This window comes from Microbacterium trichothecenolyticum (assembly GCF_030818955.1).
GTDB classification, from domain to species: Bacteria; Actinomycetota; Actinomycetes; order Actinomycetales; family Microbacteriaceae; genus Microbacterium; species Microbacterium trichothecenolyticum_B.
The window spans coordinates 2,910,094-2,934,551 of sequence record NZ_JAUTBF010000001.1; the positions used below are offsets into that span (position 1 = coordinate 2,910,094).

The 24,458-nt window shown below is 70.3% G+C and carries 22 protein-coding genes and 1 pseudogene; 13 read left to right on the plus strand and 10 right to left on the minus strand.

Going from position 1 to position 24,458, the window contains the following annotated elements:
- Nucleotides 1-123 precede the first annotated feature (123 nt).
- Together QE412_RS13775 and QE412_RS13780 are read right to left on the minus strand one after the other, a co-directional pair.
- On the minus strand, nt 124-759 hold the full coding sequence (locus QE412_RS13775; protein WP_307484884.1) for a metal-dependent transcriptional regulator: 636 nt from the start codon (nt 757-759) through the stop codon (nt 124-126).
- Between the two features lie 10 nt (nt 760-769).
- The gene (locus QE412_RS13780) at nt 770-2,047 is read right to left on the minus strand and encodes an Nramp family divalent metal transporter (RefSeq protein ID WP_307484889.1); all 1,278 of its coding nucleotides are present in this window, start codon (nt 2,045-2,047) and stop codon (nt 770-772) included.
- A gap of 135 nt (nt 2,048-2,182) precedes the next feature.
- Here QE412_RS13780 and QE412_RS13785 point away from each other — a divergent pair.
- Together QE412_RS13785 and QE412_RS13790 are read left to right on the plus strand one after the other, a co-directional pair.
- Nucleotides 2,183-2,846: pseudogene (locus QE412_RS13785) on the plus strand (TrmH family RNA methyltransferase).
- A 205-nt stretch (nt 2,847-3,051) separates the two neighbouring features.
- Nucleotides 3,052-4,296, plus strand: a complete 1,245-nt coding sequence (locus QE412_RS13790; protein ID WP_307484894.1) for an acyl-CoA dehydrogenase family protein — start codon at nt 3,052-3,054, stop codon at nt 4,294-4,296.
- A 49-nt stretch (nt 4,297-4,345) separates the two neighbouring features.
- On the opposite strand, the gene QE412_RS13795 is transcribed toward QE412_RS13790, so the two are convergent.
- Nucleotides 4,346-5,674 carry an MATE family efflux transporter gene (locus tag QE412_RS13795; RefSeq protein WP_307484898.1) on the minus strand — a complete coding sequence of 443 codons (1,329 nt, stop codon included), beginning with the start codon at nt 5,672-5,674 and terminating at the stop codon, nt 4,346-4,348.
- A 91-nt stretch (nt 5,675-5,765) separates the two neighbouring features.
- Between QE412_RS13795 and QE412_RS13800 the strand changes: the two genes are divergently transcribed.
- Both QE412_RS13800 and QE412_RS13805 read left to right on the plus strand, forming a co-directional pair.
- On the plus strand, nt 5,766-7,745 hold the full coding sequence (locus tag QE412_RS13800) for a M13 family metallopeptidase (protein ID WP_307484902.1): 1,980 nt from the start codon (nt 5,766-5,768) through the stop codon (nt 7,743-7,745).
- A gap of 48 nt (nt 7,746-7,793) precedes the next feature.
- Nucleotides 7,794-8,756, plus strand: coding sequence for a serine hydrolase (locus QE412_RS13805; RefSeq protein WP_373426575.1), 963 nt, complete (start codon nt 7,794-7,796; stop codon nt 8,754-8,756).
- Between the two features lie 60 nt (nt 8,757-8,816).
- Here the strand turns inward: QE412_RS13805 and QE412_RS13810 are convergent, their stop codons facing one another.
- The 3 genes from QE412_RS13810 to QE412_RS13820 all read right to left on the minus strand — a co-directional run bounded on the left by QE412_RS13810 (nt 8,817) and on the right by QE412_RS13820 (nt 11,671).
- Nucleotides 8,817-9,491: a hypothetical protein gene (locus QE412_RS13810; RefSeq protein WP_307484908.1), complete on the minus strand. Its 675-nt coding sequence runs from the start codon at nt 9,489-9,491 to the stop codon at nt 8,817-8,819.
- 62 nt (nt 9,492-9,553) lie between these two features.
- Complete coding sequence (gene purU / locus QE412_RS13815; protein ID WP_307484911.1) at nt 9,554-10,435, minus strand: formyltetrahydrofolate deformylase; 882 nt, start codon at nt 10,433-10,435, stop codon at nt 9,554-9,556.
- A 183-nt stretch (nt 10,436-10,618) separates the two neighbouring features.
- The gene (locus tag QE412_RS13820) at nt 10,619-11,671 is read right to left on the minus strand and encodes a zinc-binding alcohol dehydrogenase family protein (RefSeq protein WP_307484914.1); all 1,053 of its coding nucleotides are present in this window, start codon (nt 11,669-11,671) and stop codon (nt 10,619-10,621) included.
- Between the two features lie 81 nt (nt 11,672-11,752).
- On the opposite strand from QE412_RS13820, the gene QE412_RS13825 reads away from it, so the two are divergent.
- Together QE412_RS13825 and QE412_RS13830 are read left to right on the plus strand one after the other, a co-directional pair.
- Nucleotides 11,753-12,328, plus strand: coding sequence for a TetR family transcriptional regulator (locus tag QE412_RS13825; protein WP_307484918.1), 576 nt, complete (start codon nt 11,753-11,755; stop codon nt 12,326-12,328).
- A 157-nt stretch (nt 12,329-12,485) separates the two neighbouring features.
- Nucleotides 12,486-13,823, plus strand: coding sequence for an MFS transporter (locus tag QE412_RS13830; protein ID WP_307484923.1), 1,338 nt, complete (start codon nt 12,486-12,488; stop codon nt 13,821-13,823).
- Here QE412_RS13830 and QE412_RS13835 read toward each other — a convergent pair.
- Entirely contained in the window at nt 13,812-14,588 is a 777-nt protein-coding gene (locus QE412_RS13835) for a GntR family transcriptional regulator (protein ID WP_307484927.1), read from the minus strand. The two genes, QE412_RS13830 and QE412_RS13835, sit on opposite strands and share 12 nt — an antisense overlap.
- An 83-nt stretch (nt 14,589-14,671) precedes the next feature.
- On the opposite strand from QE412_RS13835, the gene QE412_RS13840 reads away from it, so the two are divergent.
- From QE412_RS13840 to QE412_RS13860, 5 genes are all read left to right on the plus strand, one after another.
- Nucleotides 14,672-15,631, plus strand: coding sequence for an ABC transporter substrate-binding protein (locus tag QE412_RS13840; RefSeq protein WP_307484930.1), 960 nt, complete (start codon nt 14,672-14,674; stop codon nt 15,629-15,631).
- Between the two features lie 64 nt (nt 15,632-15,695).
- Nucleotides 15,696-16,664, plus strand: coding sequence for a FecCD family ABC transporter permease (locus QE412_RS13845; RefSeq protein WP_307484932.1), 969 nt, complete (start codon nt 15,696-15,698; stop codon nt 16,662-16,664).
- The gene (locus QE412_RS13850; protein ID WP_307484935.1) at nt 16,661-17,719 is read left to right on the plus strand and encodes a FecCD family ABC transporter permease; all 1,059 of its coding nucleotides are present in this window, start codon (nt 16,661-16,663) and stop codon (nt 17,717-17,719) included. Before QE412_RS13845 ends, QE412_RS13850 begins: the two co-directional genes overlap by 4 nt.
- Nucleotides 17,716-18,498, plus strand: coding sequence for an ABC transporter ATP-binding protein (locus QE412_RS13855; RefSeq protein WP_307484939.1), 783 nt, complete (start codon nt 17,716-17,718; stop codon nt 18,496-18,498). Before QE412_RS13850 ends, QE412_RS13855 begins: the two co-directional genes overlap by 4 nt.
- 121 nt (nt 18,499-18,619) lie before the next feature.
- Nucleotides 18,620-19,306, plus strand: coding sequence for a GNAT family N-acetyltransferase (locus QE412_RS13860; protein WP_307484942.1), 687 nt, complete (start codon nt 18,620-18,622; stop codon nt 19,304-19,306).
- A gap of 7 nt (nt 19,307-19,313) precedes the next feature.
- Here QE412_RS13860 and QE412_RS13865 read toward each other — a convergent pair whose 3' ends face one another.
- The gene (locus tag QE412_RS13865) at nt 19,314-19,523 is read right to left on the minus strand and encodes a multidrug transporter (RefSeq protein WP_307484946.1); all 210 of its coding nucleotides are present in this window, start codon (nt 19,521-19,523) and stop codon (nt 19,314-19,316) included.
- A gap of 5 nt (nt 19,524-19,528) precedes the next feature.
- A complete protein-coding gene (locus tag QE412_RS13870) occupies nt 19,529-20,341 on the minus strand; it encodes an SDR family oxidoreductase (RefSeq protein WP_307484949.1) in 813 nt (270 codons plus the stop codon).
- Nucleotides 20,342-20,636: 295 nt separating this feature from the next.
- On the opposite strand from QE412_RS13870, the gene menC reads away from it, so the two are divergent.
- A complete protein-coding gene (gene menC / locus QE412_RS13875; RefSeq protein WP_307484953.1) occupies nt 20,637-21,770 on the plus strand; it encodes an o-succinylbenzoate synthase in 1,134 nt (377 codons plus the stop codon).
- 76 nt (nt 21,771-21,846) lie between these two features.
- Nucleotides 21,847-23,232, plus strand: coding sequence for a glycine--tRNA ligase (locus QE412_RS13880; RefSeq protein ID WP_307484957.1), 1,386 nt, complete (start codon nt 21,847-21,849; stop codon nt 23,230-23,232).
- A 53-nt stretch (nt 23,233-23,285) separates the two neighbouring features.
- On the opposite strand, the gene QE412_RS13885 is transcribed toward QE412_RS13880, so the two are convergent.
- Nucleotides 23,286-24,458: a Fic family protein gene (locus tag QE412_RS13885; protein ID WP_307484960.1), complete on the minus strand. Its 1,173-nt coding sequence runs from the start codon at nt 24,456-24,458 to the stop codon at nt 23,286-23,288.

A 24,458-nucleotide genomic window follows, 5' to 3' on the forward strand; every position in this document is an offset into this window, starting at 1 on the left:
CGCCCCGGCCGGAATCACGACCCCGACCCACGGCCCGCACCCGTGGCCCGAACCCACGACCCCGACCCACGCCAGCCCCCGGCCACACCCGCCCTCCGAACAGCTACGCCGAAGGGCCCGCCGTCAGCGCGTCAGCCAGACCGACGCGCCGGCGCCCGCCGGGAGCGACATCTCGACGCCGTCCGCGCGGACGACCTCGTCCGAGACGACCTCGAGCTCGTGCCCCACGTCGATTCCCCGCTCCACCAGCGCCCGCAGCAGCTCGGGGTCGCGATCGCTCACGCGCAGCACGCGCCCCGCGTGGCCGGTCGGCGCCTGGGCGAGCAGCACGAAGGGTTCGCGGTGCACCGCGCCCGTGGCATCCGGGATCGCATCGCCGTGGGGGTCGAAGCGCGGGTGACCGAGCCGGTCGTCGATGCCCTCGAGCAGGCGGTCGCTGAGGGCGTGCTCGAGCAGCTCGGCCTCGTCGTGCACCTCGTCCCACGCGTAGCCGAACTCGCGCACGAGCCACGTCTCGACGAGTCGGTGGCGGCGGATCACCGCGGCGGCGCGGCGGCGTCCGGCGTCGGTGAGCGACACGGGCCCGTAGGGGCGGTGGGTGACGAGGTCCTGTGCGGCGAGCTTCTTGACCATCTCGGTCACGCTCGACGGGGCGAGTCCCAGGACGGCGGCCAGCTGCGATGGCGTGATCGCCGAGTCCTGCCACTCGGTGTGGTGGTAGATCGCCTTGAGATAGTCGTCGGACACGGGCGATTCCACGGGGGCCAGCTTATCCGCCGGTGAAGACCAGCCACAGGAGCACCGCGTTCAGTGTGATGAGGAACACGGATGCCGCGATCCCGGCGACGCTCGTGAGGCGACGGTTGCGGTGGGCGCCGAGCAGATCGCGGTTCGCCGTGAGCGCGATCAGCGGGACGAGGGCGAACGGGATGCCGAACGACAGCACGACCTGGCTCAGCACGAGCGCGAGCGTGGGATCGATGCCGACGGCCAGGATCGCCAGAGCGGGGAGCAGCGTCACGAGCCGGCGGGCCAGCAGGGGAACGCGCACGTGCAGCAGACCGTGCATGATCTCGGCCCCGGCGTACGCGCCGACCGAGGTGGAGGCCAGGCCGCTCGCGAGCAGGCCGACGGCGAAGAGCGTCGCCACGAGGGGCCCGAGACCGTTGCGCAGTGCCGCGTAGGCACCCTCGAGGCTGTCGGTGCCGTCGACGCCCGCGAGGTTCGCCGCGGCCAGCAGCAGGATCGCGAGGTTGACCGTACCGGCGACGGCGAGAGCGATCGTGACGTCCCAGCGGGTCGCGCGCAGCAGGCGGGGCGTCGAGATGCCGCGTGCCTCCTCGAGACCCGCGGCCGTGGCCGGGGTACCGGGGGCGAAGCGGTCGCGGGTCAGCGCCGAATGCGCGTAGATCGCGTGGGGCATGATCGTGGCGCCGAGGATGGATGCCGCCAGCAGCACCGAATTCGTCCCCTCGAATCGCGGCACGAGTCCCGCGACCACGCTGCCGGCCGCGGGTGGCGCGAAGAAGAGCCCGAAGGTGAAGCCCACCGCGATGATCACCAGCAGGCCGATCAGCACGGTCTCGAACGCGCGTGCACCGCGGCGGGACTGCACCACGAGCAGCAGCATCGACACGACACCGGTGATCGCGCCGCCCCAGACCAGTGGCACCCCGAAGAGCAGGTTCAACGCGACGGCGCCGCCGATGACCTCGGCGATATCGGTGGCCATCGCCACGAGCTCGGCCTGTAGCCAGTACGCGCGGCGCGCCCACGGTCGGCCGATACGGCGACCGAGCACTTGCGGGAGGCTCTCACCGGTGACGATGCCCAGCTTGGCCGAGAGGTACTGGATCAGCCATGCCATCACGTTGCCCAGCACCACGACCCACACCAGCAGGTAGCCGAAGCTCGCGCCGGCCGTCATGTTGCTGGCGACGTTGCCCGGGTCGAGGTAGGCGACGCCGGCGACCATCGCGGGGCCGAGGAGCCAGAGCCCGCGCCCCGGCGCGTGACGGCGGTCCACGGCATCGAGATTTTTCGGCATGCCGAAACACTAGCGATATTTCGGCTCACCGAAAAGTGGTTGCGTCGCTCGCAGAGCCTCCCTCCACCCGACGCAACGGTGGTTGGGAGAACGGCCGCGCGGTGACGGTAGCCGGGTCGCAGGTAGCCTGGGGCGGTGACGGATGCCGATGGCCCTACGCCCGCGCAACGGGTCCCGGCGGATGCTCCCCCCGCGCAAGAGCCCCCGACCCACGGCGTCGGTCCGTGGCAGGGCGAGTGGCCCACCGACCCCCGCTACGACCCCGAGCTGCTCGCGAACGGCGACACCCGCAACGTCGTCGATCCCTACCGGGTACTGGACGATGGAGGCCATCGTCGCCGATCTCGACACGCGGCGGCATCCCTTCCACGTCGCCATCGAGAACTGGCAGCACGACCTCAACATCGGCTCGATCGTGCGCAGTGCCAACGCCTTCCTCGCCGCCGAGGTGCACATCGTCGGAAAGCGCCGCTGGAATCGCCGCGGCGCCATGGTGACCGACCGGTATCAGCATGTCCGGCACCACGACGACGTCGCGGCCTTCGTCTCGTGGGCGCAGGCCGAGGGACTTCCCGTGATCGCGATCGACAACGTGAACGGGTCTGTTCCCGTCGATCGCGCCGCTCTGCCCGAGGCGTGCGTTCTGCTTTTCGGGCAGGAAGGGCCAGGACTGTCTCCCGAGGCGCTCGCCGCGGCATCCGGCGTGGTCGAGATCACCCAGTACGGATCGACACGGTCGATCAATGCCGCTTCGGCGGCCGCGGTGATCATGTACGAGTGGTGCCGCCGCTGGGCGTGAGCCCCGATGTGACATCGCGGGCCGACACAGAAGGTCTTCCTCGGTAACACGCCCCCGTTTGCCGGGGAACGGATGTTTACTGTCGCCACGCGCTCACGGAACGCGGGACGAGGATGCGCCCCGCCGCAGCGAGCGACCTGTCTCTCCCCGGTGGCAGCCGGGAAAAGACGCGACACCGAATCACACACCTGGGAAGGGAACGATCATGACGATCACGGATTCAGCGACGACGGGCCTGGCCGACCGCTGGCGGGACGCAGCCACCCCACACACTAGCGCCGGATGGATCGAGCGCGCCGGCGAGGTCGCCGATATCCTCGCCGTCGACGCGGTCGAGCGCGATCGGGCGAATCAGGCCCCGTTCGCCGAAGTCGAACTGCTCAAGGCGTCGGGTCTGGTCACCCTGCTCGGCCCGCGCGAGCATGGCGGCGCCGGCGAGACCTGGGACACCGCGTACAAGGTCATCCGCGCGGTCGCCCGCGGCGACGGCTCGATCGGTCAGCTGCTCGGCTACCACTACCTGTGGGCGTGGGCGGCGCGTCTGGTCGCCACCGATGCGCAGATCGCCGCGGTCGAAGAGCTGTACACCCGCAACGTGTTCCTGTTCGGCGGGGCGGTCAACCCCCGCGACTCCGACCTCGTGATCCGCGAAGACGGCGACGACCTGATCTTCTCGGGGCGCAAATCGTTCTCGACCGGCGGGCGCGTCTCCGACCTGACGGTGCTCGAAGGCGTGCTCGAGGGCACCGACACGCACATCTTCGCCATCGTCCCTACCGCGCAGGAGGGCATCGTCTTCGCCGGCGACTGGGACAACCTCGGCCAGCGCCTCACCGAGTCGGGCTCGGTCGAGATCCGCGACGTGCGGGTGCCCTGGACGGATGCCGCGGGCTTCGTCGACAAGCAGTTCCAGCCTCTGGTGTACAACACCCTCAATGTGCCGACGATCCAGCTCGTCTTCGCCAACTTCTACCTCGGCATCGCGCAGGGCGCCCTCGAGACCGCGTCGGCATACACGCGTGAGCGCACGCGCCCGTGGCCGTACGGTGGCGACGACAAGCAGCGCGCGAGCGACGAGTGGTACTTGCTGGAGGGCTACGGGACGCTGCAGTCGAAACTCTGGGCCGACGAGGCGCTGCTCGATGCGGTGGGTGCCGAGATCAGCGCCGTGCTGCACGCGCCGCGCGAGGAGCTGACCGAGCGTCGACGCGGCGAGATCGCTGTGCGCATCGCGGCCGGCAAGCTCCGCATCGTCGACGACGGCCTCGAGGTCGCGTCGAAGATCTACGAGCTCACGGGCGCCCGGGCCACCTCGAACAGCGTGGGCCTCGACATCTTCTGGCGGAACCTCCGCACCCACAGCCTGCACGACCCCATCGCGTACAAGAAGCGCGAGGTCGGCGAGTATGTGCTGCTGGGTCAGGTTCCGGTTCCCACCTGGTACACGTGAGAGCCGCGGGGTGGGCGTCCGGATCGGATGCCCACCCCGCGTCGCGTGGTCAGCCGCCGGCCGTCATCCACGCGCGCCCCCGCACCCGCAGTCCGAGCGTCGCCAGGCGCGCCAGCATGTACACGCCGAAGAACGCCCCCGCCAGCCAGGTCAGTCCCGTCGCGCCTCCGCCGGCGAGCACCGCGACGAGGACGAGTGCCGGCGCGTACGGCACGAGGTTCAGCAGGCCCGCGATCGCCAGATAACGCACATCGCCCGCGCCGATGAGCACGCCGTCGAGCACGAACACGATGGCCGCGACGGGCTGGGCGACCGCGAGCACGAGCAGCGCCGGTTGAATGAGCGCGGCGAGCCCGGCATCGCCCGTGAAAACGAGTCCGATCACGCCCGATGCCGCGGCGACGACGGCGCCCACCGCGACGCCGAACCACACACCCCATGCCGCCGTGCGCTGCAGGACGCGGCCGACGGTCGCGGTGTCGCCCGCACCGAGCGCGCTGCCGATCAGCGCCTGCGCGGCGATGGCCAGAGCGTCGAGGACGAACGCCGCCGTCGAGAAGATGGTGAAGGCGATCTGCCAGCCCGCGAGCTCGGCGGAGCCGAGGCCCGTCGCCACGGCGACCGTGCCGAGAAACGCCACGCGCATGCTCGCCGTTCTCAGAAACAGCCAGCCCCCCGACCGGGCAGTACCGCCGAGCCCCGCGCGTTCGGGACGGAGGGATGCGGCGTGCTGCCGCGCGAGGCGCCGCACCACCAGCACGTACGCGCCGACCATGCCCCACTGCGCCACGACCGTGCCGATCGCGGAGCCGGCGATGCCCCAGTCGAAGCCGTAGATGAACACCGCGTTCAGCAGGGCATTGGCGCCGAAGCCGAGGCCGGCGATCCACAGCGGGGTCACCGTGTTCTGCATGCCCCGCAGCAGGCCCGTCGCCGCGAACACCACCAGCATGGCCGGCAGACCCCACATCGAGATCGACAGGTAGACACGCGCGTTCTCGGCGACGTCGGGCGCAGCGCCGAACGCGTCGACGACCGCCGGCGTCGCGAGCACCCCCGCTGCGGCCAGCGCCGCGCCGAGACCCACCGCGAGCCACATGCCGTCGACACCGACCGACACCGCTCGACCGTGCTCTCTCGCGCCGAAGTGGCGAGCGACGGCCGGGGTCGTGGAGTAGGCGAGGAAGACCATGAGCCCCACGACGGTCTGCAGCACGGCACCGGCGACGCCGAGGCCCGCCAGCGGCGCGACGCCCAGGTGGCCGACCATCGCCGCATCGACGATGAGAAACAGGGGCTCGGCGACGAGGGCGCCCAGCGCCGGAACCGCGAGCCGCAGGATGGAGCGGTTCAACGTCTCGGGCGGGCGGGTCGTCACGCTCCGAGCCTAGGGCGGGCCTCCGACATCGCGTCCACATCCGGTGCCGGGTTCGGAGCCCGCACAGATCGAGGGCACCTATTCTGTGTGCATGACCGACATCCCCCGCTCCGGTCTCGCGCTCGACGAGCTCAGCGACGAGATCCGCCCGCAGGACGACCTGTTCCGTCACGTGAACGGCCGCTGGCTGGAGCGCACCGAGATCCCCGACGACAAGGCCCGCTGGGGCTCGTTCCACCTCATCGCCGAGCAGGCCGAGGCGAACGTGCGCACCATCGTCCAGGAGTCGCAGGAGGCCGAGCCGGGCACCGAGGCCCGCAAGATCGGCGACCTGTTCGCGAGCTTCATGGACACCGACCGCATCGAGAGGCTCGGCCGGGAACCCCTCGAGGACCAGCTCGAGCGGGTCGACGGCGTCGCCGACATCCCGTCGCTGCTGCAGCTGATCGGCGAGCTGGAGCGCGACGGCATCAGCGGTCTGATCGCCCTCTTCGTCGAGCCCGACCCGGGCGACCCGACCCGCTACGTCCCCGTCGTGTACCAGGGCGGCATCTCGATGCCCGACGAGAGCTACTACCGCCTCGACAACTTCGACGAGACGCGCGCGGCGTACCGGCGGCACATCGCGGGCATCCTCGAGCTGGCCGGTGTCGCCGAGGTCGCGGCATCCGCGGATCGCGTCTTCGCCCTCGAGACCGACCTCGCCGCCCACCACTGGTCGCGCGAAGACAGCCGCGACGCGGTGAAGACGTACAACCTCAAGACGTGGGACGACACCCTCGCCCTGGCCGGCGTCGACCTCGAGCCGTGGCGTCGGGGCGTGGCACCGGGTCACGAGGGCGCGCTGGGCGAGGTCATCGTGTACCAGCCGAGCTTCGTGGAGGCTCTCGGCACGCTGCTCGTCGAAGAGCGTCTCGACGATTGGAAGGCCTGGCTGCGCTTCAAGATCGTGCACTCCGCGGCCGCGTTCCTCTCCGACGACTTCGTGGCCGAGAACTTCGCGTTCTACGGCACGCAGCTCACCGGCGTGCCCGTCAACCGCGAGCGCTGGAAGCGCGGCGTGAGCCTCGTCGAGGCGGCATTGGGCGAAGCAGTGGGCAAGGTCTACGTCGAGCGGCACTTCCCGCCGGCGGCGAAGCACGCCATGGACGGCCTCGTCGCGAACATCATCGAGGCGTATCGCCGGTCGATCCGCGGTCTGGACTGGATGACCGACGAGACGCGCGAGCGGGCGCTCGCCAAGCTCGACGCGTTCACCCCGAAGATCGGGTACCCCGTGCGGTGGAAGGACTATACCGACCTCGACGTCGTCGCCGACGATCTGGTCGGCAACGTCCGTCGCGCGCACGTGTGGGAGCACGACCGCCAGCTCGCGAAGATCGGTCAGCCGATCGACCGCGACGAATGGTACATGACGCCGCAGACGGTCAACGCGTACTACAACCCGCTCATGAACGAGATCGTGTTCCCGGCGGCGATCCTGCAGTACCCGTTCTTCGACGCCGATCGCGACGCCGCGGCGAACTACGGCGGCATCGGCGCCGTGATCGGTCACGAGATCGGCCACGGGTTCGACGACCAGGGCAGCCGCTTCGACGGCGACGGGTCGCTGCGCGACTGGTGGACGGATGCCGACCGCGCGGCGTTCGAGGAGCGCACCAAGGCTCTCATCGCGCAGTACGAGGCCCTCGTGCCGCAAGGCCTGAGCGAGGAGCACCACGTCAACGGCGCTCTGACGATCGGCGAGAACATCGGCGATCTCGGCGGCCTGGGCATCGCGATCGCGGCTTACCGGCTATTCCTCGAGGGCGCGGGCGAGAGCGCGGGTGAGGGGCCCGTCGTCGACGGGTACACCGGCATCCAGCGTCTGCTGCTCAGCTGGGCGCAGATCTGGCAGCAGAAGGGCCGTGACGCCGAGACCATACGCCTGCTCACCATCGATCCGCACTCGCCGAACGAGTTTCGCTGCAACCAGATCGTGCGTAACATCGACGCGTTCTACGAGGCGTTCGGAGTGACCGAGGGCGACGCCCTCTGGCTCGACGCCGACCAGCGCGTCACCATCTGGTGAGATTGCGTTTGTTGCCCCGCTGACCCGGAAGGAGCCACTCTCGTGGGCATGCCCCCGGTTCCCGAGCCCGCCGTGCCCGAACCCGTCGGCGGGTCGGTCGAGTCGTCTCGTCGCGACGCGCCGGCCCTGCGCGGTGCCGGAAGGAAGGGGCCCAAGAGGCTTCCGCGTCGCGCGGCGGCCGGGCGACGCTCGTTCACGGCGACACTCCGCTCGCTCGACGAGCTGGCCGCGTCGGGGGCCAAGGTGTCGGTGCGCATCGACGATCTCGACGGCGGCTCGGAAGTGTTCTCGGGCGATGACTTCGTCACGTTGCCGGTGGGCGGGCTGGGGGTGGTGCCGCTTCTGATCGAGGTGGCGGCGGCCATCGAGGCGGGGCGCATCGATCCGCTCGAGATCATCGACCGCGCTGCGGTGCACGGTGCCGCCCACGGCGGCGTCTGGCAGCACCTCAAGGCTCCGGCGCTGCCTCTTGTCGACCTCGCGACGCTGGCCGCGTCGTCGGGCGATCCCTTGGCTGTCAACGCGCTCGTGCACCGCGTGGGATTGCAATCCGTGCGGGCCCGCGTCGAGGCGTTGGGCCTGCGGCGCACGGCCCTGCTCGATCGTTTCCGCGACGATCGTGGCCCCGACGATGCGCCGCACCTCGCGCTGTCGAACGCGCGCGAGATGGCCCACGTGTTCGCGGGTCTGGTCAACTCCACCATCGTCTCGCCCGGGGTCAGTGCGCAGGTCGCCGAGTGGCTGAGTCTGAACCACGACCTCTCGCTCGTGGCATCCGCCACCGGCCTCGATCCCTTCGCCCACGAGAACGACCAGCACGGCCTGCTGTTCGTCAACAAGACCGGGCGGGCATCGGGCGTGCGAGCCGAGGCCGGTGTGCTGGGCGGACCGCGTGCGGGCGTGGCCTACGCGCTCATCGTGAACTTCGACGACCTCTCGATCGCGCACCGCCTCCGCGCGCACGACGCCTTCCGCGTGCTGGGCGTCGAGCTGATGGAGTACGTGTACTGAGGCCTCAGGCGGCCCGGATCCGCCACACGCTGCGGGAGCACGACGCTGCCGCGGTGGCGATCACGACCACGGCGGCGCACCCCAGGAGCACGGGCGTGGTGCCCGCTGCGTGGGCGAGGGGCCCCACGAGCACTTCGCCGAGGGGGCGGCGATGAACGAGCCGGCCATGTCGTTCGAGTAGACGCGCGACAGCGCGGCGCGGGGAACGTGCGTCTGCAGCGACTGGTCCCACGCGATGGCGAACAGCTCGATCGCGAACCCGCCGAGGGCGAAGGCCGCGATCAGGGTGGGAAGAGCGGGGGTGAGGGCGAGAGAGGCCAGGGGGACCGCGGCGGATGCCATGGCGGCGACGCCGATGCCGAGCGCTCGTCGCGGGCGCCATCGCAGGGCCAGGAGCGCGCCCGCGGCGAAGCCCGCGGTGTGCGCGGCGACCACGAGGCCCCATCCTCCTCGTCCGAACGTCTCGTCGGCGACAAGGGGCCCGAGCACGGTGGTCGCGCCCGTGAAGGCGGCGTTGAGCACCCCGAACTGCAGCACGACGATCCAGACCCAGCGGCGGCGGGAGAACTCGCGCGGGCCCTCGCGCAGATCCGTGAGAATCGACGACCGCTCGCCGGGTGCGGCAGCGGCCGGGGCGGTGGGCAGCCGCAGACGCGAGAACAGAATCGCGGCGACGGCGATCCGATGACCGTCAAATGTGTCTTTGAGGGTGAGTCGGCGCGTCGGAGCGGACATCTCCCCGCGGGGCGTTCGCTCGCCTGAGCGACCCGGATCGACCTCCGCCGCGGCGGCGGAGGTCAGAAGACGATCGTGTGGTTTCCGTCGCGCAGCACGCGGTCTTCGGCGTGCCAGAGCACGGCGCGCGAGAGCACCTGTCGCTCGACGTCGGCGCCCCGGCGGGCGAGCTCCGCGGCCGAGTCGGCGTGGGTCACGCGCACGGTGTCCTGCTCGATGATCGGGCCCTCGTCGAGGTCGCTGGTGACGTAGTGCGAGGTGGCGCCGATGAGCTTGACCCCGCGCTCCTTGGCCTTCTTGTACGGCTCGGCGCCGATGAAGGCCGGCAGGAACGAGTGGTGGATGTTGATCACCGGCACGCCGATCTTCTCGAGGAAGTCGGGCGACAGGATCTGCATGTAGCGCGCCAGCACGACGAAGTCGACGTTGCCGACGAGCAGCTCGAGGATGCGCGCCTCGGATGCCGACTTGTCGGGGCCCGGCGTCGACGGCACGTGGAAGAAGGGAACGCCGAAAGAGCGCACGTCGTCGGCCGAGGTGGTGTGGTTCGACACCACCATCGGGATGCTGACGGGCAGATCGCCGCGACGGTGGCGCCACAGCAGGTCGAGCAGGCAGTGGTCCTGCTTCGACGACAGGATCGCCATGCGCTTCGGCGTCGAGAGGTCGGTGAGGGTCCACTCCAGTTCGAAGCCCTCGCCGAGGGTCTTCGCGAGGTCGGCTTCGATCGCGGGGAGAGCTGCGGGCAGGTCGGAACGGTGGAAGACCACGCGCTGGAAGTACGCGCCGTCGCGCAGCTGGTCGGAGTACTGGTCGAAGGTGACGATGTTGCCGCCTTGACGGGCGATGAGCGCGGAGACCGCGGCGACGATACCGGGGGTGTCCTTGCCGTGCACGATGAGGCAGGCGTGATCGGGCTGCAGGTGGGGGCTCGCGGAGACCATCGGACCATTCTGCCGTGCGTACGCGGCCTCGCCGACCACGGATGCGGGCCGGCGGCGCGCCATGGCTCGAGGCCCCGGGCGGAACCGTCGGTGCGGGGAGGGGCCGATGCCGCCGCCGGGCTCCGCGGTGCGGATGCCCCCGCCGGGCCCAGGCGCCGGCCGGGCGCACGCCGCCGCCCGCGATCAGAGGCGCACGACGAGTTTCTGCGCGGAGACGCCCGCGCGCTGCCGGTCGAGTGCGCCCTGGATCGCGCCGAGGCCCTCGCCGACGACGACGGGCGCGGGTGCCGCGCGAAGCGCCCCCTCGGCGAGGGCGCGGGGCACGACCTCGCCCCAGAGACGGGCACCCATGTCGTCGTCGCGCAGGCTGCTGCCCCACACGAAGGCGGCACGGATGCCACGCCGTCGAGCCCGCAGAGTCGAACGGAGCGTGCCGAGACCGATGCGGGTGAATACCGGGATCATGGCGGGGAACAGGCGTCGTCGCCCTGCGAGGGTGTCGAGCGAGACCGGCGTGCTCGCCATGGCGAGGCGCGTTCCGCCCGTCCGCGACAGCACGTCGATGCTCGCGTCGGTGGAGCCGGCGCCCAGGGCCACGGCGCCCACCACGGGGCGTCCCGCGATGGCGGCGACGAGCTCGTCGACCGCCGAGGGGGAGCGGTGGTCGACCACGGCGCTCGCCCCCAGGCCCAGGACGGTGTGCGCATTCTTCGCGGATGCCGTGGTCACGACGTCGTATCCGGCGGCGCACGCGAGCTGGACGGCGTTCATCCCCACGCTCGTGGACCCTCCCCAGACCACCACGACACCGGCCGGTCCCGGAGGGGCCGGGTCACCCGGCATCCGGAGTCCGAGCTGCCCGGGCTGGAACAGTGCGCAGGCCGCCGTGGAGAGGGCGAGGGGGAAGACCGCCGCCTCCTCGTCGGCGAGGGTGTCGGGTGTGGGGGCCGCGAGGCGTTCCAGCAGGGTCGTGTACTGCTGGAAGGCGCCCTCACGAAGGGCATCGCGCCCGCGGTCGGTGCCCGTCGCCAGCCCGAACACGTGTTGCCCTACCCGGAGACGTTTCACGGCGGCGCCGACGGCGACGACCTCGCCGGCGACGTCGGAACCGAGCACCGCGGGGGTGCGCAGCCACCGGTAGGTGATGCGGCTCGTGCCCTGGATGACCCAGTCGACGGGGTTCACCGCCACGGCGCGAACGCGCACGAGCACCTCGTCGGTGGCGTGAGTGGGCATGAGGAGCCTTTCGCGTGATGACACGGGGTGCCCTCATCGTAGAGCGTGATGACACCAAGTGTCATCGCGTAGGATCGCGACATGGCCAGATGGGCACCGGACACGCGCGAGCGCCTGCGTGCCGCCGCGCTGGCCCTGTTCGTCGAGCGCGGCTTCGAGGCGACCACGGTGCCGGACATCGTCGAGCGAGCAGGGGTGACGCGACGGACGTTCTTCCGTCATTTCGGCGACAAGCGCGAGGTCTTCTTCGACGGGGACGAGATCCCCCGGCTCGCCACCGAGATGCTCGCCGCCGCACCTGCCGACATGGCGCCTTTCGCCGTCGCCTGGAACGGGTTGCAGACCCTCGCCGCCGAACGCTTCGAGCCCCGCCGCGCCGAGATCGTCGCCGCGCGGCGCCTCATCGAGGCCGAGCCCGCTCTGCGTGAGCGCGATCTGCAGAAGCAGGCCGATCTGCGGGCGGCGCTGACCGAGGGCTACGTCGCTCGTGGCGTGGATGCCGCGCAGGCGCGCATCATCGCCGGCGTCGCGGTCGAGCTGCTCCAGGTGGCGCTGGAGCAGTGGGCGGCGGATCCGACGGGCATACCCCTCGCGCGTCATCTCGATCGGGTGCGCGCCGGGATGGCGGCCGTACTCCGCGCGGACCCCGCACCCTAAGGCCGCTCCGACCGGTCGTGCCGGGGCACGATTCGTGCACCGGGGTGGTCGCCGGACGCCCCGGTGCACATTTCGCGCCCCGTACCCGCTCGCGCCGTGGACCGGGCGCGCCCGCTCGCCGACGCCGGTGTCGGAGGACGGGGATAGCCTGGATCGCGTGACCAGCACCCTCCGCCTCGACCGGCCGGGCTGGCGCACCTGGACGCTGTGGGCCGTCGGCGTCCTCGCCTACGTCGTGTCGATCATCAACCGAACGTCTCTCTCGGCCGTCGGAGTGGATGCCGCGGTGCGCTTCGGGGCCGACGCCTCGGCGCTGTCGATGTTCGCCGTCATCCAGCTCTTCGTCTACGGCGCGATGCAGATCCCGGTCGGCCTGCTGCTCGACCGGTTCGGTGCGCGCCCGATGATCGCGATCGGCATGGTGCTGATGGCCGTCGGCCAGCTGGTGATGGCCTTCGCGGATGCCGTGGGGATCGGCATCCTGGCCCGCGTGCTGATCGGTGCGGGCGACGCCGCGATCTTCCCGAGCGTCCTGCGCGTGATCGCGACCTGGTTTCCCGCGCAGCGCGCGCCGGTGCTCGTGCAGCTGACGGGCATCCTCGGCCAGTTGGGCCAGATCGTCGCGGTCGTGCCGCTGGCGGCCCTTCTGCACGCGACGAGCTGGAGCGTCGCCTTCGGCAGCGTCGCGGGTCTCGGTCTGCTCTTCGCGGTCCTGACGTTCGTCATCATCCGCAACCGTCCGCCCGAACGGCGGTCCGACCCCGTCGACACATCCGTCGACACGCAGACCGGTGCGATCCGGGTGGTGCGCTCGGCGCCCGACCTTCGCAAAGGCTTCCGCGAGTCCTGGGCGCACCCCGGTACGCGGCTGGGGTTCTGGTCGCATTTCGCCACTCCCTTCGCGGGGACCGCGTTCATGCTGCTGTGGGGCTTCCCGTTCCTCACCGCGGCCCAGGGGCTCGCGCCGGCGACCGCGTCGCTCGTGATGACGTCGCTCGTGCTGTTCAGCATCCTGAGCGGCCCGGTGATCGGGGCGCTGTCGAGCCGGCATCCCACCCGGCGATCGCGGTGGCTCGTGCTGCCCACGGTCGTGTTCCAGGCCGTCGTGTGGGTCGTCGTCATCGTGTGGCCCGGACCGGCTCCGGTCTGGCTGCTGGTGGTGCTGATGTTCGCGCTGTCGACCGGAGGGCCGGCGTCGATGATCGCTTTCGACCACGCCCGCACCTTCACGCCGAGTCACCGCCTGAGCACGGCGACGGGCATCGTCAACGGCGGCGGGTTCCTGGCGGCGCTGCTCGCGATCCTCTTCATCGGTATCGCGATGGACGTGCAGGGCGCGGGCACCCCCGCGACCTATTCCCTGGATGCCTTCCGCATCGCCTTCCTGACCCAGGTGCCGCTGTGGCTCGTCGGCGGCATCGCCATCGTCATCGAGCGAGGCCGCACGATTCGCCACGTGAGCCGGACCGACTCGCCCCCGCCGTCAGGGCGCTGACCCGTCAGGACTCGACCCCCGGTCGACCCGTCCGAGTCTGCCGGCCCATGCGAGCGCGTCGTCGGATGCGTCGTGAGCGGACAGGTGGTCGCCGAGAAGGTAGGCGGCCGTGTGGTGTGCGCGCAGCTCCGCGAGCACGGCGTCGGGATGCCCCTCGGCAACCAGGTCGACGACGCGTCGATGTCGCGCCGCGCGCTCGAGGAGAGACTCGGCTTCCGCCTGCGCCTGACGGTTCAGGCGCATGAGTATGGCCACCGGGAGGGCGATCGCGGCGTAGGCGGCGTTCAAGTGGTCGTTGCCCGCCAGGTTCACCAACGCCGTGTGGAACTGCAGACCGTCGTGCGGGGCGCGTGTCTCGTCGCCCGCGCGGGCGTTGCGTTCCATCGCGTCCATAGCCGTCCGCAGGCGCTCGAACCTCTCGCCGTTCGCCGGAACCCCCTGCTGCACCGCGAGTGCCTCGAGCTGTTCGCGCACCGTGGTCACCTGGAAGGCGTCCTGCAGGGTCAGCTGCACCACGCGGCTCCCCGCGCGCGGCACGTGGACGATGGCGCGTCGACTCTCCAGCGCACGGAGGGCCTCGCGGAGGGATTGCCGTCCGACGCCGATCTCCGCGGCGAGTGCATGCTCGGTCACATGCGCGCCCATGGCCAGCCGTCCGTCGATGATGCGGTCGCACAATTCCGCCGTCGCGATCGCGGTGACACTCTCGGGGCCATCGATGAGGCCGCCCTCCCGACGCCCCCTTCCCCTCGCGGTTCGCTGCATCGGACTCCTCCCGGGCGCCACGCCCCATGCATGGGTTAGGGTAGCCTTACCTAGTCGACCATGACGGATCAAGGATACCCCTCATGCCTGCGAAACGCTTCCCCGCCTCTCTTCTCGTTCTCTGCTCCGTCGCTGCTCTCACGCTGACCGGGTGCGCGGCTGTCAGCGGCGGCGGTTCTGCGGCGAAGGAGGGCGACCGAACCGTCGAAAGCGTCCTCGGCCCGGTGACCGTGCCCGAGACGATCGAATCGGTGGTGGTCCTGGAGGGGCGCCGCGACCTCGACATCGTGCTGTCGCTGGGGCTGCCCCTCACCGGGTACCCGTACGAAGAGGCCGCTGCGCTGGACCTCGAGGCTCCTGTCGCGCCGGCCCTTGCGCAGGCGGTGGGCGCTTCGCCGATGTTCCTCGCCGACGAGGTCAACCTGGAGGCGATCGCGGAGGCCGCGCCGACTCTGATCGTCAGCCGCATCGACGACGTCGAGCCCATCCTGGACGAATTGCGGGCGATCGCCCCCGTGCTGGCGATCGGCGATCAAACCACGAGCACGTGGCAGGACGACCTCCGTCTCGTGGCCGAGGCGACGGGGACGCAGACTCGCGCCGCGGAGCTCATCGCGCAGTACGACGCTCGCGTGGCGGAGGTGTCGGAGGCATACGCCGACGTTCTCGCGTCCCAGACGTTCGCGCCCATCAACGTGACCTCCGATGGGAGTGATGTGCGCCCCAACCGACTGCTCTCGACCGTGCTCCAAGACCTCGGCGCCGCGCCGTCCGCCGCTTTCGCCGAAGCGATTCAGAGCGGCGAGGGCGTCGAATACTCGCCCGAGCAGCTGGTGTCGAAGTGGAGCGATGCGACGGCCGTCGTGGCGTTGGTCAACGACGCCGCGTCCTGGAACGAGCTGCAGACCGATTCATTGTGGACGCAGCTGCCCGCGGTTGCCGGAGGCCACGTCGTGCGCTCCGACAAGCAGACCCATGAAGGTGCGGCACTGACCGCGCTCCACAGCATCGACGTCATCGAGTCGCTGCTCGCCACTTTCTGAGAGCGGAACCCTGAACCTGTCGTCGGGCGGCATGGCGCGCGCGGCGCTTCTCGTAGGCGCGGCGTTGGCCGTCACCGCCGTCTGCCTCACCCTCGGTCTGATGGTGGGCTCGAGAGGGATCGCCCCGGTAGCGGTGTGGCAGGCGCTGCTGGGGACGGCGGACCCGGAAGCGCGTGCGATCGTGCAAGACCAGCGTCTGCCCCGCACGCTCATCGGGATCGTCGGGGGCGCTGCTCTGGCGGTCGCGGGTGTCGTCGTCCAGGGTCACACCCGTAATCCGCTCGCCGATCCGGGTCTGCTGGGGATCACGGCCGGCAGTTCCCTCGCTGTCGTGGTCGGTATCTCGGCTCTCGGTCTCACCACACCCGCTGGTTACCTCGGGGCGGCATTCGGCGGCGCTGCCCTGGGCACGATCGTCGTGGTCGTCATCGGGCTCGCCGCGAGCCGCCGTCGAGACGCGTCCCCCGCGTCGCTGGTGCTCGCCGGAACGGCCGTGTCCGCCCTGCTCGGCGCGATCACCGGGATCATCCTGCTGCTCGACTCCGCCGCGCTCGACCTGTTCCGCTTCTGGACGGTGGGCTCGTTGAGCGCAGGCCGGGATCTCGACGTGTTCCTGGCCGCCCTCGTTCCCCTCGCGGTGGGCGGCGTCCTCGCCGGTGCGCACGCTCGCGCGCTCGATGTGCTGGTGCTCGGCGACGACGTCGCGGCCGCTCTGGGGCGCAACCTGCTTCCGACCCGGCTCCTGGGATTGGTCGTCGTGACCCTCCTCGTCGGTGGGGCGACCGTGGCCATCGGAGCTCTCGGATTCGTCGGGCTCGTCGCCCCTCACCTCGCGCGAAGGGTTTTCGGCGAGAAGCACGAGGTGCTCCTGCCCGCGAGTGCGATGCTCGGCTCACTCCTCGTCGTCGTCGCCGACGTCATCGGACGTGTCATCATCTCGCCCGCGGAACTCCCGGTCGGCGTCGTCCTCGCGGTCATCGGCGCTCCGGCGCTCCTCGTCATCATCGTCCGCACCCGGAAGACCTCCGCATGAGCGCGTCCACCACTCTGCGCGTCGGGATGTTCTCGCAGCAGGTTCGCCGACGAACCGTCGTCGTCTGCGCGCTTCTCCTCGTCGCGACCGTCCTGCTGGCCGGTGCCGGGCTGGCCCTGGGCGACTACACGCTCGCCCCCGGGGATGTCGTCGCCGCACTCCGAGGGGAAGGAAGTGCCCGGGACCACCTCGTCGTCAACGCCATACGTCTGCCGCGCGTGGCTCTCGGCATCGTCGTGGGGGTCTGTCTCGCCGTCGCCGGCGCGATCGTGCAGACGACGGCCCGCAACGCCCTGGCGAGTCCCGACCTTCTCGGCGTCTCAGCGGGCGCGGGCGCCGGTGCGGTCGCCGCGATCGTCCTCAGCGGCACGAACGCCGCCGGCGCCGCGGCGCTGGAGGTCATCGGGACCCCGCTCGCCGCTCTCCTGGGCGGCGTCGTCGCGGCCGCCATCGTCGGACTCTTGCTCCGTGTCACGGGCACGACCGGACTGTCGCCCCTGCTCGCCGGTGTCGGCGTTTCCGCGCTGTTCGGGGGACTGACGAGCTGGATGCTCACCGCGGCGAGCATCGACGACGCGGCCCGAGCGAACGCGTGGCTCGCGGGCTCGCTCGGCGGCAGAGGATGGTCGGAAGTCGCCGCCGTCACCGTCGCCGCCGTCGCGGCCCTCGCCCCCCTGATCGTCCTCTCCTCGCGGCTCCCCGCGCTGGAGCTCGGACCATCCATCGCGACCTCGCTGGGCTACCGCGTGCCGCAGTCGGTGGGACTCCTCCTTCTCATCGCGGTCGTTCTCACCTCCGTCCCCGTCGCCGCGGCGGGCCCGATCGGCTTCATCGCTCTCGTCGCCCCCCATCTCGCACGTCTCGCCTGTCGCTCACCCCGGCCTCCGCTCGTGGCGAGCGGGATCGCGGGAGCCGCGCTTCTTCTCGCGAGCGATCTCGTCGCACGGTTCGCGCTGGCGCCTCTTCTCCTCCCCACCGGCGCGGTCACCGCCGTCATCGGCGCCCCGTTCCTCATCTGGCTGCTCGTTCGCTCGAGGAAAGACCCCACGCAATGACCTCTGTGTTCACCGTTCGCGATCTCGTCCTCCGATTCGGGGAACGCTCCGTGCTCAAGGGCATAGATCTGGAGATCCCCGCCGGCCAGGTGACGGCGATCATCGGTCCGAACGGGTGCGGCAAGTCGACCCTCCTTCGCAGTCTCAGCAGGCTCGGCCCGGCGGGCGACGGGCAGGTGCTCCTGGAGGGCACGCCGATCGCCGACATCCCGCACCGCGTTCTCGCTCGCCAGGTGGCTCTTCTGCCGCAGGCCCCGATGGCGCCGGAGCAGTTGACCGTCATCGATCTCGTCACGCGCGGGCGTGACCCGCACCGGCGCTGGTACGACCAGTGGTCACGCGCCGACGAGGACATCGTGCTCGATGCACTCGATCGCACCGGTCTTCGCGAACGGGCGAACCACCCGCTCTCGACTCTTTCCGGAGGGCAGCGGCAACGCGCCTGGATCGCGCTCGCGCTGGCGCAGAGCACACCCGTCCTCCTTCTGGACGAGCCCACCACGTATCTCGACATCGCGCACCAGCTCGAAGTCCTCGATACCGTTCGTAGGCTCCATCTCGAGGGGGTGACCGTCGTCATGGTGCTTCACGATCTCAGCCTCGCCGCTCGTTACGCCGACCACATCGTCGCCATGCGTGACGGCCGGATCGCCGCGACAGGAACGGTCGAGACCGTCATCACCCCGGACACGATCCGCAGCGTTTTCGACATCGAGTGCACGATCCTGGCCGATCCGAGGACCGGGCGCCCCGTGGTCCTGCCGCATTCGCCCGCCTGAACGACAAGGGTGCCCCGCGACCGCACCTGATGTCGCCTTCGACGCAAGAGGGGACCGTCCGTCCACCGCCCCCTGTGCCGCGGCTGATCAGCGTCGGTGGCGGTGGTGCGAGACTCGATGCGTGAACGACTTCGAGATCCGCACCCTCGACGACGTCGGCGGCATTCACGAGGCAGCCCGGGTGCTCGACGAGGTATGGGGCGAGCGCGGCACGATGCCGGCCAACATCCTCCGAGCGCTCGAGCACGCGGGCAACTACGTCGTCGGGCTTTTCGACGGCGACAGGATGATCGGGGCATCAGCGGCGTTCTTCGGTCCGCCCGCCGAGCGGACGATGCACTCGCACATCACCGGCATCCTGCCCGGCCACCAGGATCGCGGCCTCGGCCGCCGGCTCAAGGAGCATCAGCGCGCGTGGGCGTTGGAGCGCGGAGTCGGGCATATCACCTGGACGTTCGACCCGCTGGTGGCCCGCAACGCGTACTTCAACCTCGCGGTGCTGGGCGCGCGCGTGACCGAGTACCTCGCCGACCACTATGGAGCGATGGCGGATGCCGTGAACCGCGGTGACGAGTCCGACCGGCTCTTGGTGTCGTGGGCAGTGGCCGAGCCGCCCGCCCCTGCGCCGGCAGACGCCGATGTCGTCGCGGTCGTGGCCGTCCCCGACGACATCGCGTCCCTTCGTCGCAGTGACCCGGCCGCCGCCGCCGTCTGGCGTCGGCGCCTGCGCGCCGACATCGCCGGGCACCTGGCATCCGGACGCCGGATCGGCGGCTTCGACCGCCGCGGCTATCTCATCGTCGAGTGACGGACGGTCACTGCTCGGTGATCGGGGTGTCTTCCTCCGCCGCCGGGTCGCCCTGACCCGGACCGGGACGCACCGCCGCGTCATCGCGCACGTCGATGCGGGTGACGCCGTCGTGGTGGCTCACGTCGAAACGGGGGGCGGCATCCTCTTCCGTGGCCTTCGGAGCCGACGTCAGCTGATCGTGGCGGTTCTCTTCGAAGCTCTTGTCGTCGCTCATCGCGCTCACTCCTCTCCGGCCGAACGCCACGCGTCCGACTCCATGTGCGAGCCCGCCTGCGGGCCCATCTGCAGCATCCCGCCGTCGACGACCCAGCTCGCGCCCGTGACGTACGAGCCCGACGGCGAGGCGAGGAAGCGGATGACGTCGGCGATCTCCTGCGGCTTGCCGGGGCGGCCGAGCGGGATGCCGGGACGGTGGACACGGTCGGCGTCCTCGGCCGACATGTCGTTGATGGGCGTGGCGATCTCGCCCGGTGCGACGGCGTTGGCCGTGATGCCGTACTGGCCCAGCTCGAGGGCCATGGTCTTGATGAGTCCGCCGACGCCATGCTTGGCGGCGACGTACGGGGCGGATCCCACGCGCGGCTGGTGCTCGTGCACGCTCGAGACGACGATCAGGCGTCCGCCGTTGCCGGCCGTGACCATGCGCTTCGCCGCGGTGTGCAGGGCGAGGAACGCGCCGTCGAGGTTGAGCGAGATGTCGGTGCGCCAGGTGTCGAAGTCGAGGTCGAGGAACGAGCCGCCGATGCCGCCGCCGGCGTTGTTGACGAACACGTCGAGGCCGCCGAGCTCGTCGGCCATGGCGTTCACGGCATCCGGGACCGCGTCGAAGTCGGTGGCGTCGAACTGCGCGACGATCGCGCGGGACCCGCGCGCCCGCACGCCGGCGGCGACCTCTTCGGCGCCGTCCTTGTCGGAGTGGTACGTGATCGCGACGTCGATGCCGGCCTCTGCCAGGGCGAGGGCGGTGGCGGCGCCGATGCCCGAGTCGGACCCGGTGACGATCGCGTGGCGGGGGGTGAAGTCGTCGCTCATGCGCTCGACGCTACGCGCGCGCCCGCGGGCGATCAGCGCCCTTGCCACGGCCTGGCGTGGGCGTTACGGTCGCGCCGGGCCGGGGCCGGGGCCGGGGCCGGGGCCGGGGCCCAGGCCCGGGCGGGCCGGTGCGGGGGTCGGGGGCGGGGTCGCGCACAACTCCTGCAATCCCTCGCTGTCGGGGCCTGCTCACGCCCTCCCGCGGCGCTCAGCAGGAGTTGTGCGCGGCGACCGAGACGCACGGGAATCCGCCGCCAGCCTCGCCGCCCGTACCGCCTGCCGATACCCTGCCCCCATGCCCCTCCTGCGTCCCGCTTCACCCGTCACCCTCGACGCCATCGAGCTGCGCGTGCTACACATTCCGCTCGTGTCGCCCTTCACGACGTCGTTCGGCACCGAGACGGTGCGAGAGGTCATCGTCGTCGCGGCCGAGACGCCCGACGGACGCGGCTGGGGCGAGGTCGTCACGATGGCCGCGCCGCTGTACTCGAGCGAGTACACCGACAGCGCGTGGGACGTCCTCACCCGCTACCTCGTCCCGGCATTGCTGGAGCGCCGCACCGTGGCCGCCGAGGAGGTCTCCGGCATCCTCCACCCGTTCGTCGGCCACCGCATGGCCAAGGCGGGCCTCGAGCTCGCGATCATCGACGCCGCCCTTCGCGCCGAGGGTCGCAGCTTCGCGCAGTACCTCGGCGCCGAGAAGACGCGGGTGCCGTCCGGTGTCTCCGTCGGCATTCAGCGTGACCCGCAGGCGCTCGTCGATGTCGTCGGCGGGTACCTCGACGAGGGCTACGTGCGCATCAAGATCAAGATCAAACCCGGCCGCGACGTCGACGACACCGCGGCCGTGCGCGAGGCGTTCGGCGTCATCCCGCTGCAGGTCGACGCGAACTCCGCCTACACGCTTCAGGATGCCGACACCCTCGCCGAGCTGGACCGCTTCGACCTCCTGCTCATCGAGCAGCCGCTGCAGGAAGACGACCTCGTCGATCACGCCACCCTCGCGAAGCGGTTGAGAACCCCCGTCTGCCTCGACGAATCGATCGTGTCCGACAAGGCCGCCGCCGACGCCCTCGCGCTGGGTGCCGCGGCCATCATCAACATCAAGGCGGGCCGAGTGGGCGGCTATCTCGAGGCCGTCGCGATCCACGACCGCGCGCGGGCTGCGGGCGTCCCGGTGTGGTGCGGCGGCATGCTCGAGACGGGCATCGGCCGTGCCGCGAACGCCGCGCTCGCCGCCCTCCCCGGCTTCACGCTCCCGGGTGACATCTCGGCATCCGCGCGCTTCTACGATCGCGACATCGTCACCGCGCCCGCCGTCGTCGATGACGGTCACGTGCGGGTGCCGACGGGCCCGGGCCTGGGCATCGAGATCGACGAGGCGGCGCTGGAGGCGTTCACCGTGCGGCGGGAGCGCCTCACGCTGTGAGCTCGCACCTCCCTCGATAAACTGGATGCCGCGCACTCGCGTCCGTACCCTTCGTTTCCCGACCATTGGAGCCACCGTGGCCGAACAGTCCCGCCTCGATAAGGTCATCGCCCTCGCCCGCCACCGTGGTTTCGTGTTCCAGGCCGGTGAGATCTACGGCGGTTCCCGCTCGGCGTGGGATTACGGTCCCCTCGGCACCGAACTGAAAGAGAACATCCGCCGCCAGTGGTGGCAGACGTTCGTTCGTGGTCGCGGTGACATGGTGGGGCTGGACTCGAGCATCGTCCTGCCCAAGCGCGTGTGGGAGGCGTCGGGGCACGTCGCGACCTTCGCCGATACCGTCGTCGAGTCGACCATCACGCACAAGCGCTATCGCGCCGACCATCTGTGGGAGGCCTTCGTCGCCAAGCGCGGCCGCGAGCCCGAGAGCTGGGACGAGGTCCCCGACCCCGACACCGGCCAGCGCGGCAACTGGACCGAGCCGCGCTCGTTCTCGGGCCTCGTGAAGACCTACCTCGGCGTCGTCGACGACGAGTCGGGGCTGTACTACCTGCGCCCCGAGACCGCGCAGGGCATCTTCGTGAACTTCTCGAACGTGCTCACGGCATCCCGTCGCAAGCCCCCGTTCGGCGTCGGCCAGGTCGGCAAGGCGTTCCGCAACGAGATCACCCCCGGCAACTTCATCTTCCGCACGCGCGAGTTCGAGCAGATGGAGATCGAGTACTTCACGCCTCCGGCCGAGGCGAACGAGTGGTTCGAGCACTGGGTCGAGGCGTGTTGGAACTGGTTCCTCGACCTGGGCGTCGACCCCGCCAACATGCGTCGTTTCGACGTTCCCGTAGACGACCGCGCACACTACTCCGCCGGCACCATCGACGTCGAGTACCGCTTCGGCTTCCCGGGCAAGGAGTGGGGCGAGCTCATGGGCGTCGCCAACCGCACCGACTACGACCTGAAGAGCCACTCCGAGGCGTCGGGCCAGTCGCTCACCTTCTTCGATCAGGCCTCGGGCGAGAAGTACACCCCGTACGTGATCGAGCCCTCGTTCGGTCTGACCCGCGCGATGATGGCGTTCCTCGTCGACGCGTACCGCGAAGAAGAGGTGCCCAACGCCAAGGGCGGCACCGACACCCGTACGGTGCTGAAGCTCGACCCGCGTCTCGCGCCCGTCAAGGTCGCCGTTCTGCCGCTCTCGCGCAACGAGCGCCTGTCGCCGCTGGCCCGCGAGGTCGCCGACACGCTGCGTTCGGCCGGCTGGAACATCGACTTCGACGACGCCGGCGCCATCGGCCGCCGCTACCGCCGTCAGGACGAGATCGGCACCCCGTTCTGCGTCACGGTCGATTTCGACTCGCTCGACGACAACGCCGTGACCGTGCGCGACCGCGACACGATGGGCCAGGAGCGCATCGGTCTCGACGCGCTGCACGCCTACCTCGCCGAACGGCTGCGCGGGGCCTGACCCGCTTCACGAGAGACCGGATGCCATGACCTCGCGGTCGTGGCATCCGGCGGTCATTCGTCCTCGTATCGCATCGGCGTCTCGATCACTTCGAGGATTGCGGGCGCGTACCATCGCTCGCGCCCCCCGCGCCCGTGCGTACCGAGCGAGCGAAGCCATCCCCTCGTCTCGGCGTTCTTGATGAGGTTGCGAGCTCCCTGGTTGGTGAGCTCCAGACCATCCTGGATGGATTTGACCGTGACGAACGGGTTGCGCACGATGATGTCGACAAGTCGCGGCAGGCTCGACCGCTCCTTGATCGCCTCGGCGTGGTAGCTCTCGCGAATCGCGATGAGACGTCGAGAGCGAGACACTGCATCCTCCGCCTGAGCGCGGACGGCGTCGAGGAAGAAGACGAGCCATCCCTCGATGTCCGCGGTCTCTCGCACGGCCTGCAATCGCTCGTAGTACTCCTCGCGATGGGTTTCGAAGTAGTTGGAGAGGTAGAGCAGGGGTAAGGAGAGACGGTTGCGCTCCATCAGGATGAGATTGATGAGCAGGCGCCCGATGCGTCCGTTGCCGTCCAGGAACGGGTGGATGGTCTCGAACTGGTAGTGCATGAGCGCCGCCTGGATGAGCGCGGGAAGGACGCGGCCGTCGTCGTTGACGAATCGTTCCCAATCCGTGAGGAGCTCGCCGAGGTGGTTCGGCAACGGAGGGACGAACGTCGCAGTGTCGGGGGTCGCTCCCGCTCGACCCACCCACACCGGCGAACGACGGAACTCTCCGGGTGATTTCTCTTCGCCTCGAACTCCGGTGAGGAGTGTCTCATGTACCTGAAGGATGAGCCGCTGGGTGAGGGGGAGAGTCACCGCCAGTTCGTAGGCCTGCTTCGTTGCTTCCACGTAGCGATGGACTTCGGCGGTGTCATCGTTGCGTGCGTCGGCATCGATCTCAGCCTGAAACACCTCCGACAAGGACGCTTGGGTGCCTTCGATCCGCGAACTGGCGAGAGCCTCTCGGCGGAGGTAGGGCCCGATCAGCAGGGTGGGATCGGTGATCAGCGTGCCGAGACCCTGCAGATGACCGAGCGCCGCGTCCGCTTCCGAGAGAGACGACACCACCGCAGCGGAGAGATCGAGTTGCCGAGGCACGGGCTTGGGCAGGTAGTAGACGAAAGCATCCTTCTTGCCGGGTTCGCGAGTCGCACGGCCGAAAGCGGAGTCTGCAAATCGAGTGGCATCCAC

Bases quoted from the DNA above. Each gene is read 5' to 3' on its own strand.
- QE412_RS13800 (WP_307484902.1), top strand. From the start codon at position 5,766: ATGACCGACATCCCCCGCTCCGGTCTCGCGCTCGACGAGCTCAGCGAC.
- QE412_RS13820 (WP_307484914.1), bottom strand. From the start codon at position 11,671: ATGCCCACTCACGCCACCGACGAGGTGCTCGTGCGCGTTCGCGCCGTG.
- QE412_RS13870 (WP_307484949.1), bottom strand. From the start codon at position 20,341: ATGAGCGACGACTTCACCCCCCGCCACGCGATCGTCACCGGGTCCGAC.
- QE412_RS13805 (WP_373426575.1), top strand. From the start codon at position 7,794: ATGCCCCCGGTTCCCGAGCCCGCCGTGCCCGAACCCGTCGGCGGGTCG.
- QE412_RS13850 (WP_307484935.1), top strand. From the start codon at position 16,661: ATGAGCGCGTCCACCACTCTGCGCGTCGGGATGTTCTCGCAGCAGGTT.
- QE412_RS13810 (WP_307484908.1), bottom strand. From the start codon at position 9,491: ATGTCCGCTCCGACGCGCCGACTCACCCTCAAAGACACATTTGACGGT.
- QE412_RS13780 (WP_307484889.1), bottom strand. From the start codon at position 2,047: ATGCCGAAAAATCTCGATGCCGTGGACCGCCGTCACGCGCCGGGGCGC.
- menC (WP_307484953.1), top strand. From the start codon at position 20,637: ATGCCCCTCCTGCGTCCCGCTTCACCCGTCACCCTCGACGCCATCGAG.
- QE412_RS13835 (WP_307484927.1), bottom strand. From the start codon at position 14,588: ATGCAGCGAACCGCGAGGGGAAGGGGGCGTCGGGAGGGCGGCCTCATC.
- purU (WP_307484911.1), bottom strand. From the start codon at position 10,435: ATGGTCTCCGCGAGCCCCCACCTGCAGCCCGATCACGCCTGCCTCATC.
- QE412_RS13790 (WP_307484894.1), top strand. From the start codon at position 3,052: ATGACGATCACGGATTCAGCGACGACGGGCCTGGCCGACCGCTGGCGG.
- QE412_RS13840 (WP_307484930.1), top strand. From the start codon at position 14,672: ATGCCTGCGAAACGCTTCCCCGCCTCTCTTCTCGTTCTCTGCTCCGTC.
- QE412_RS13825 (WP_307484918.1), top strand. From the start codon at position 11,753: ATGGCCAGATGGGCACCGGACACGCGCGAGCGCCTGCGTGCCGCCGCG.
- QE412_RS13865 (WP_307484946.1), bottom strand. From the start codon at position 19,523: ATGAGCGACGACAAGAGCTTCGAAGAGAACCGCCACGATCAGCTGACG.
- QE412_RS13855 (WP_307484939.1), top strand. From the start codon at position 17,716: ATGACCTCTGTGTTCACCGTTCGCGATCTCGTCCTCCGATTCGGGGAA.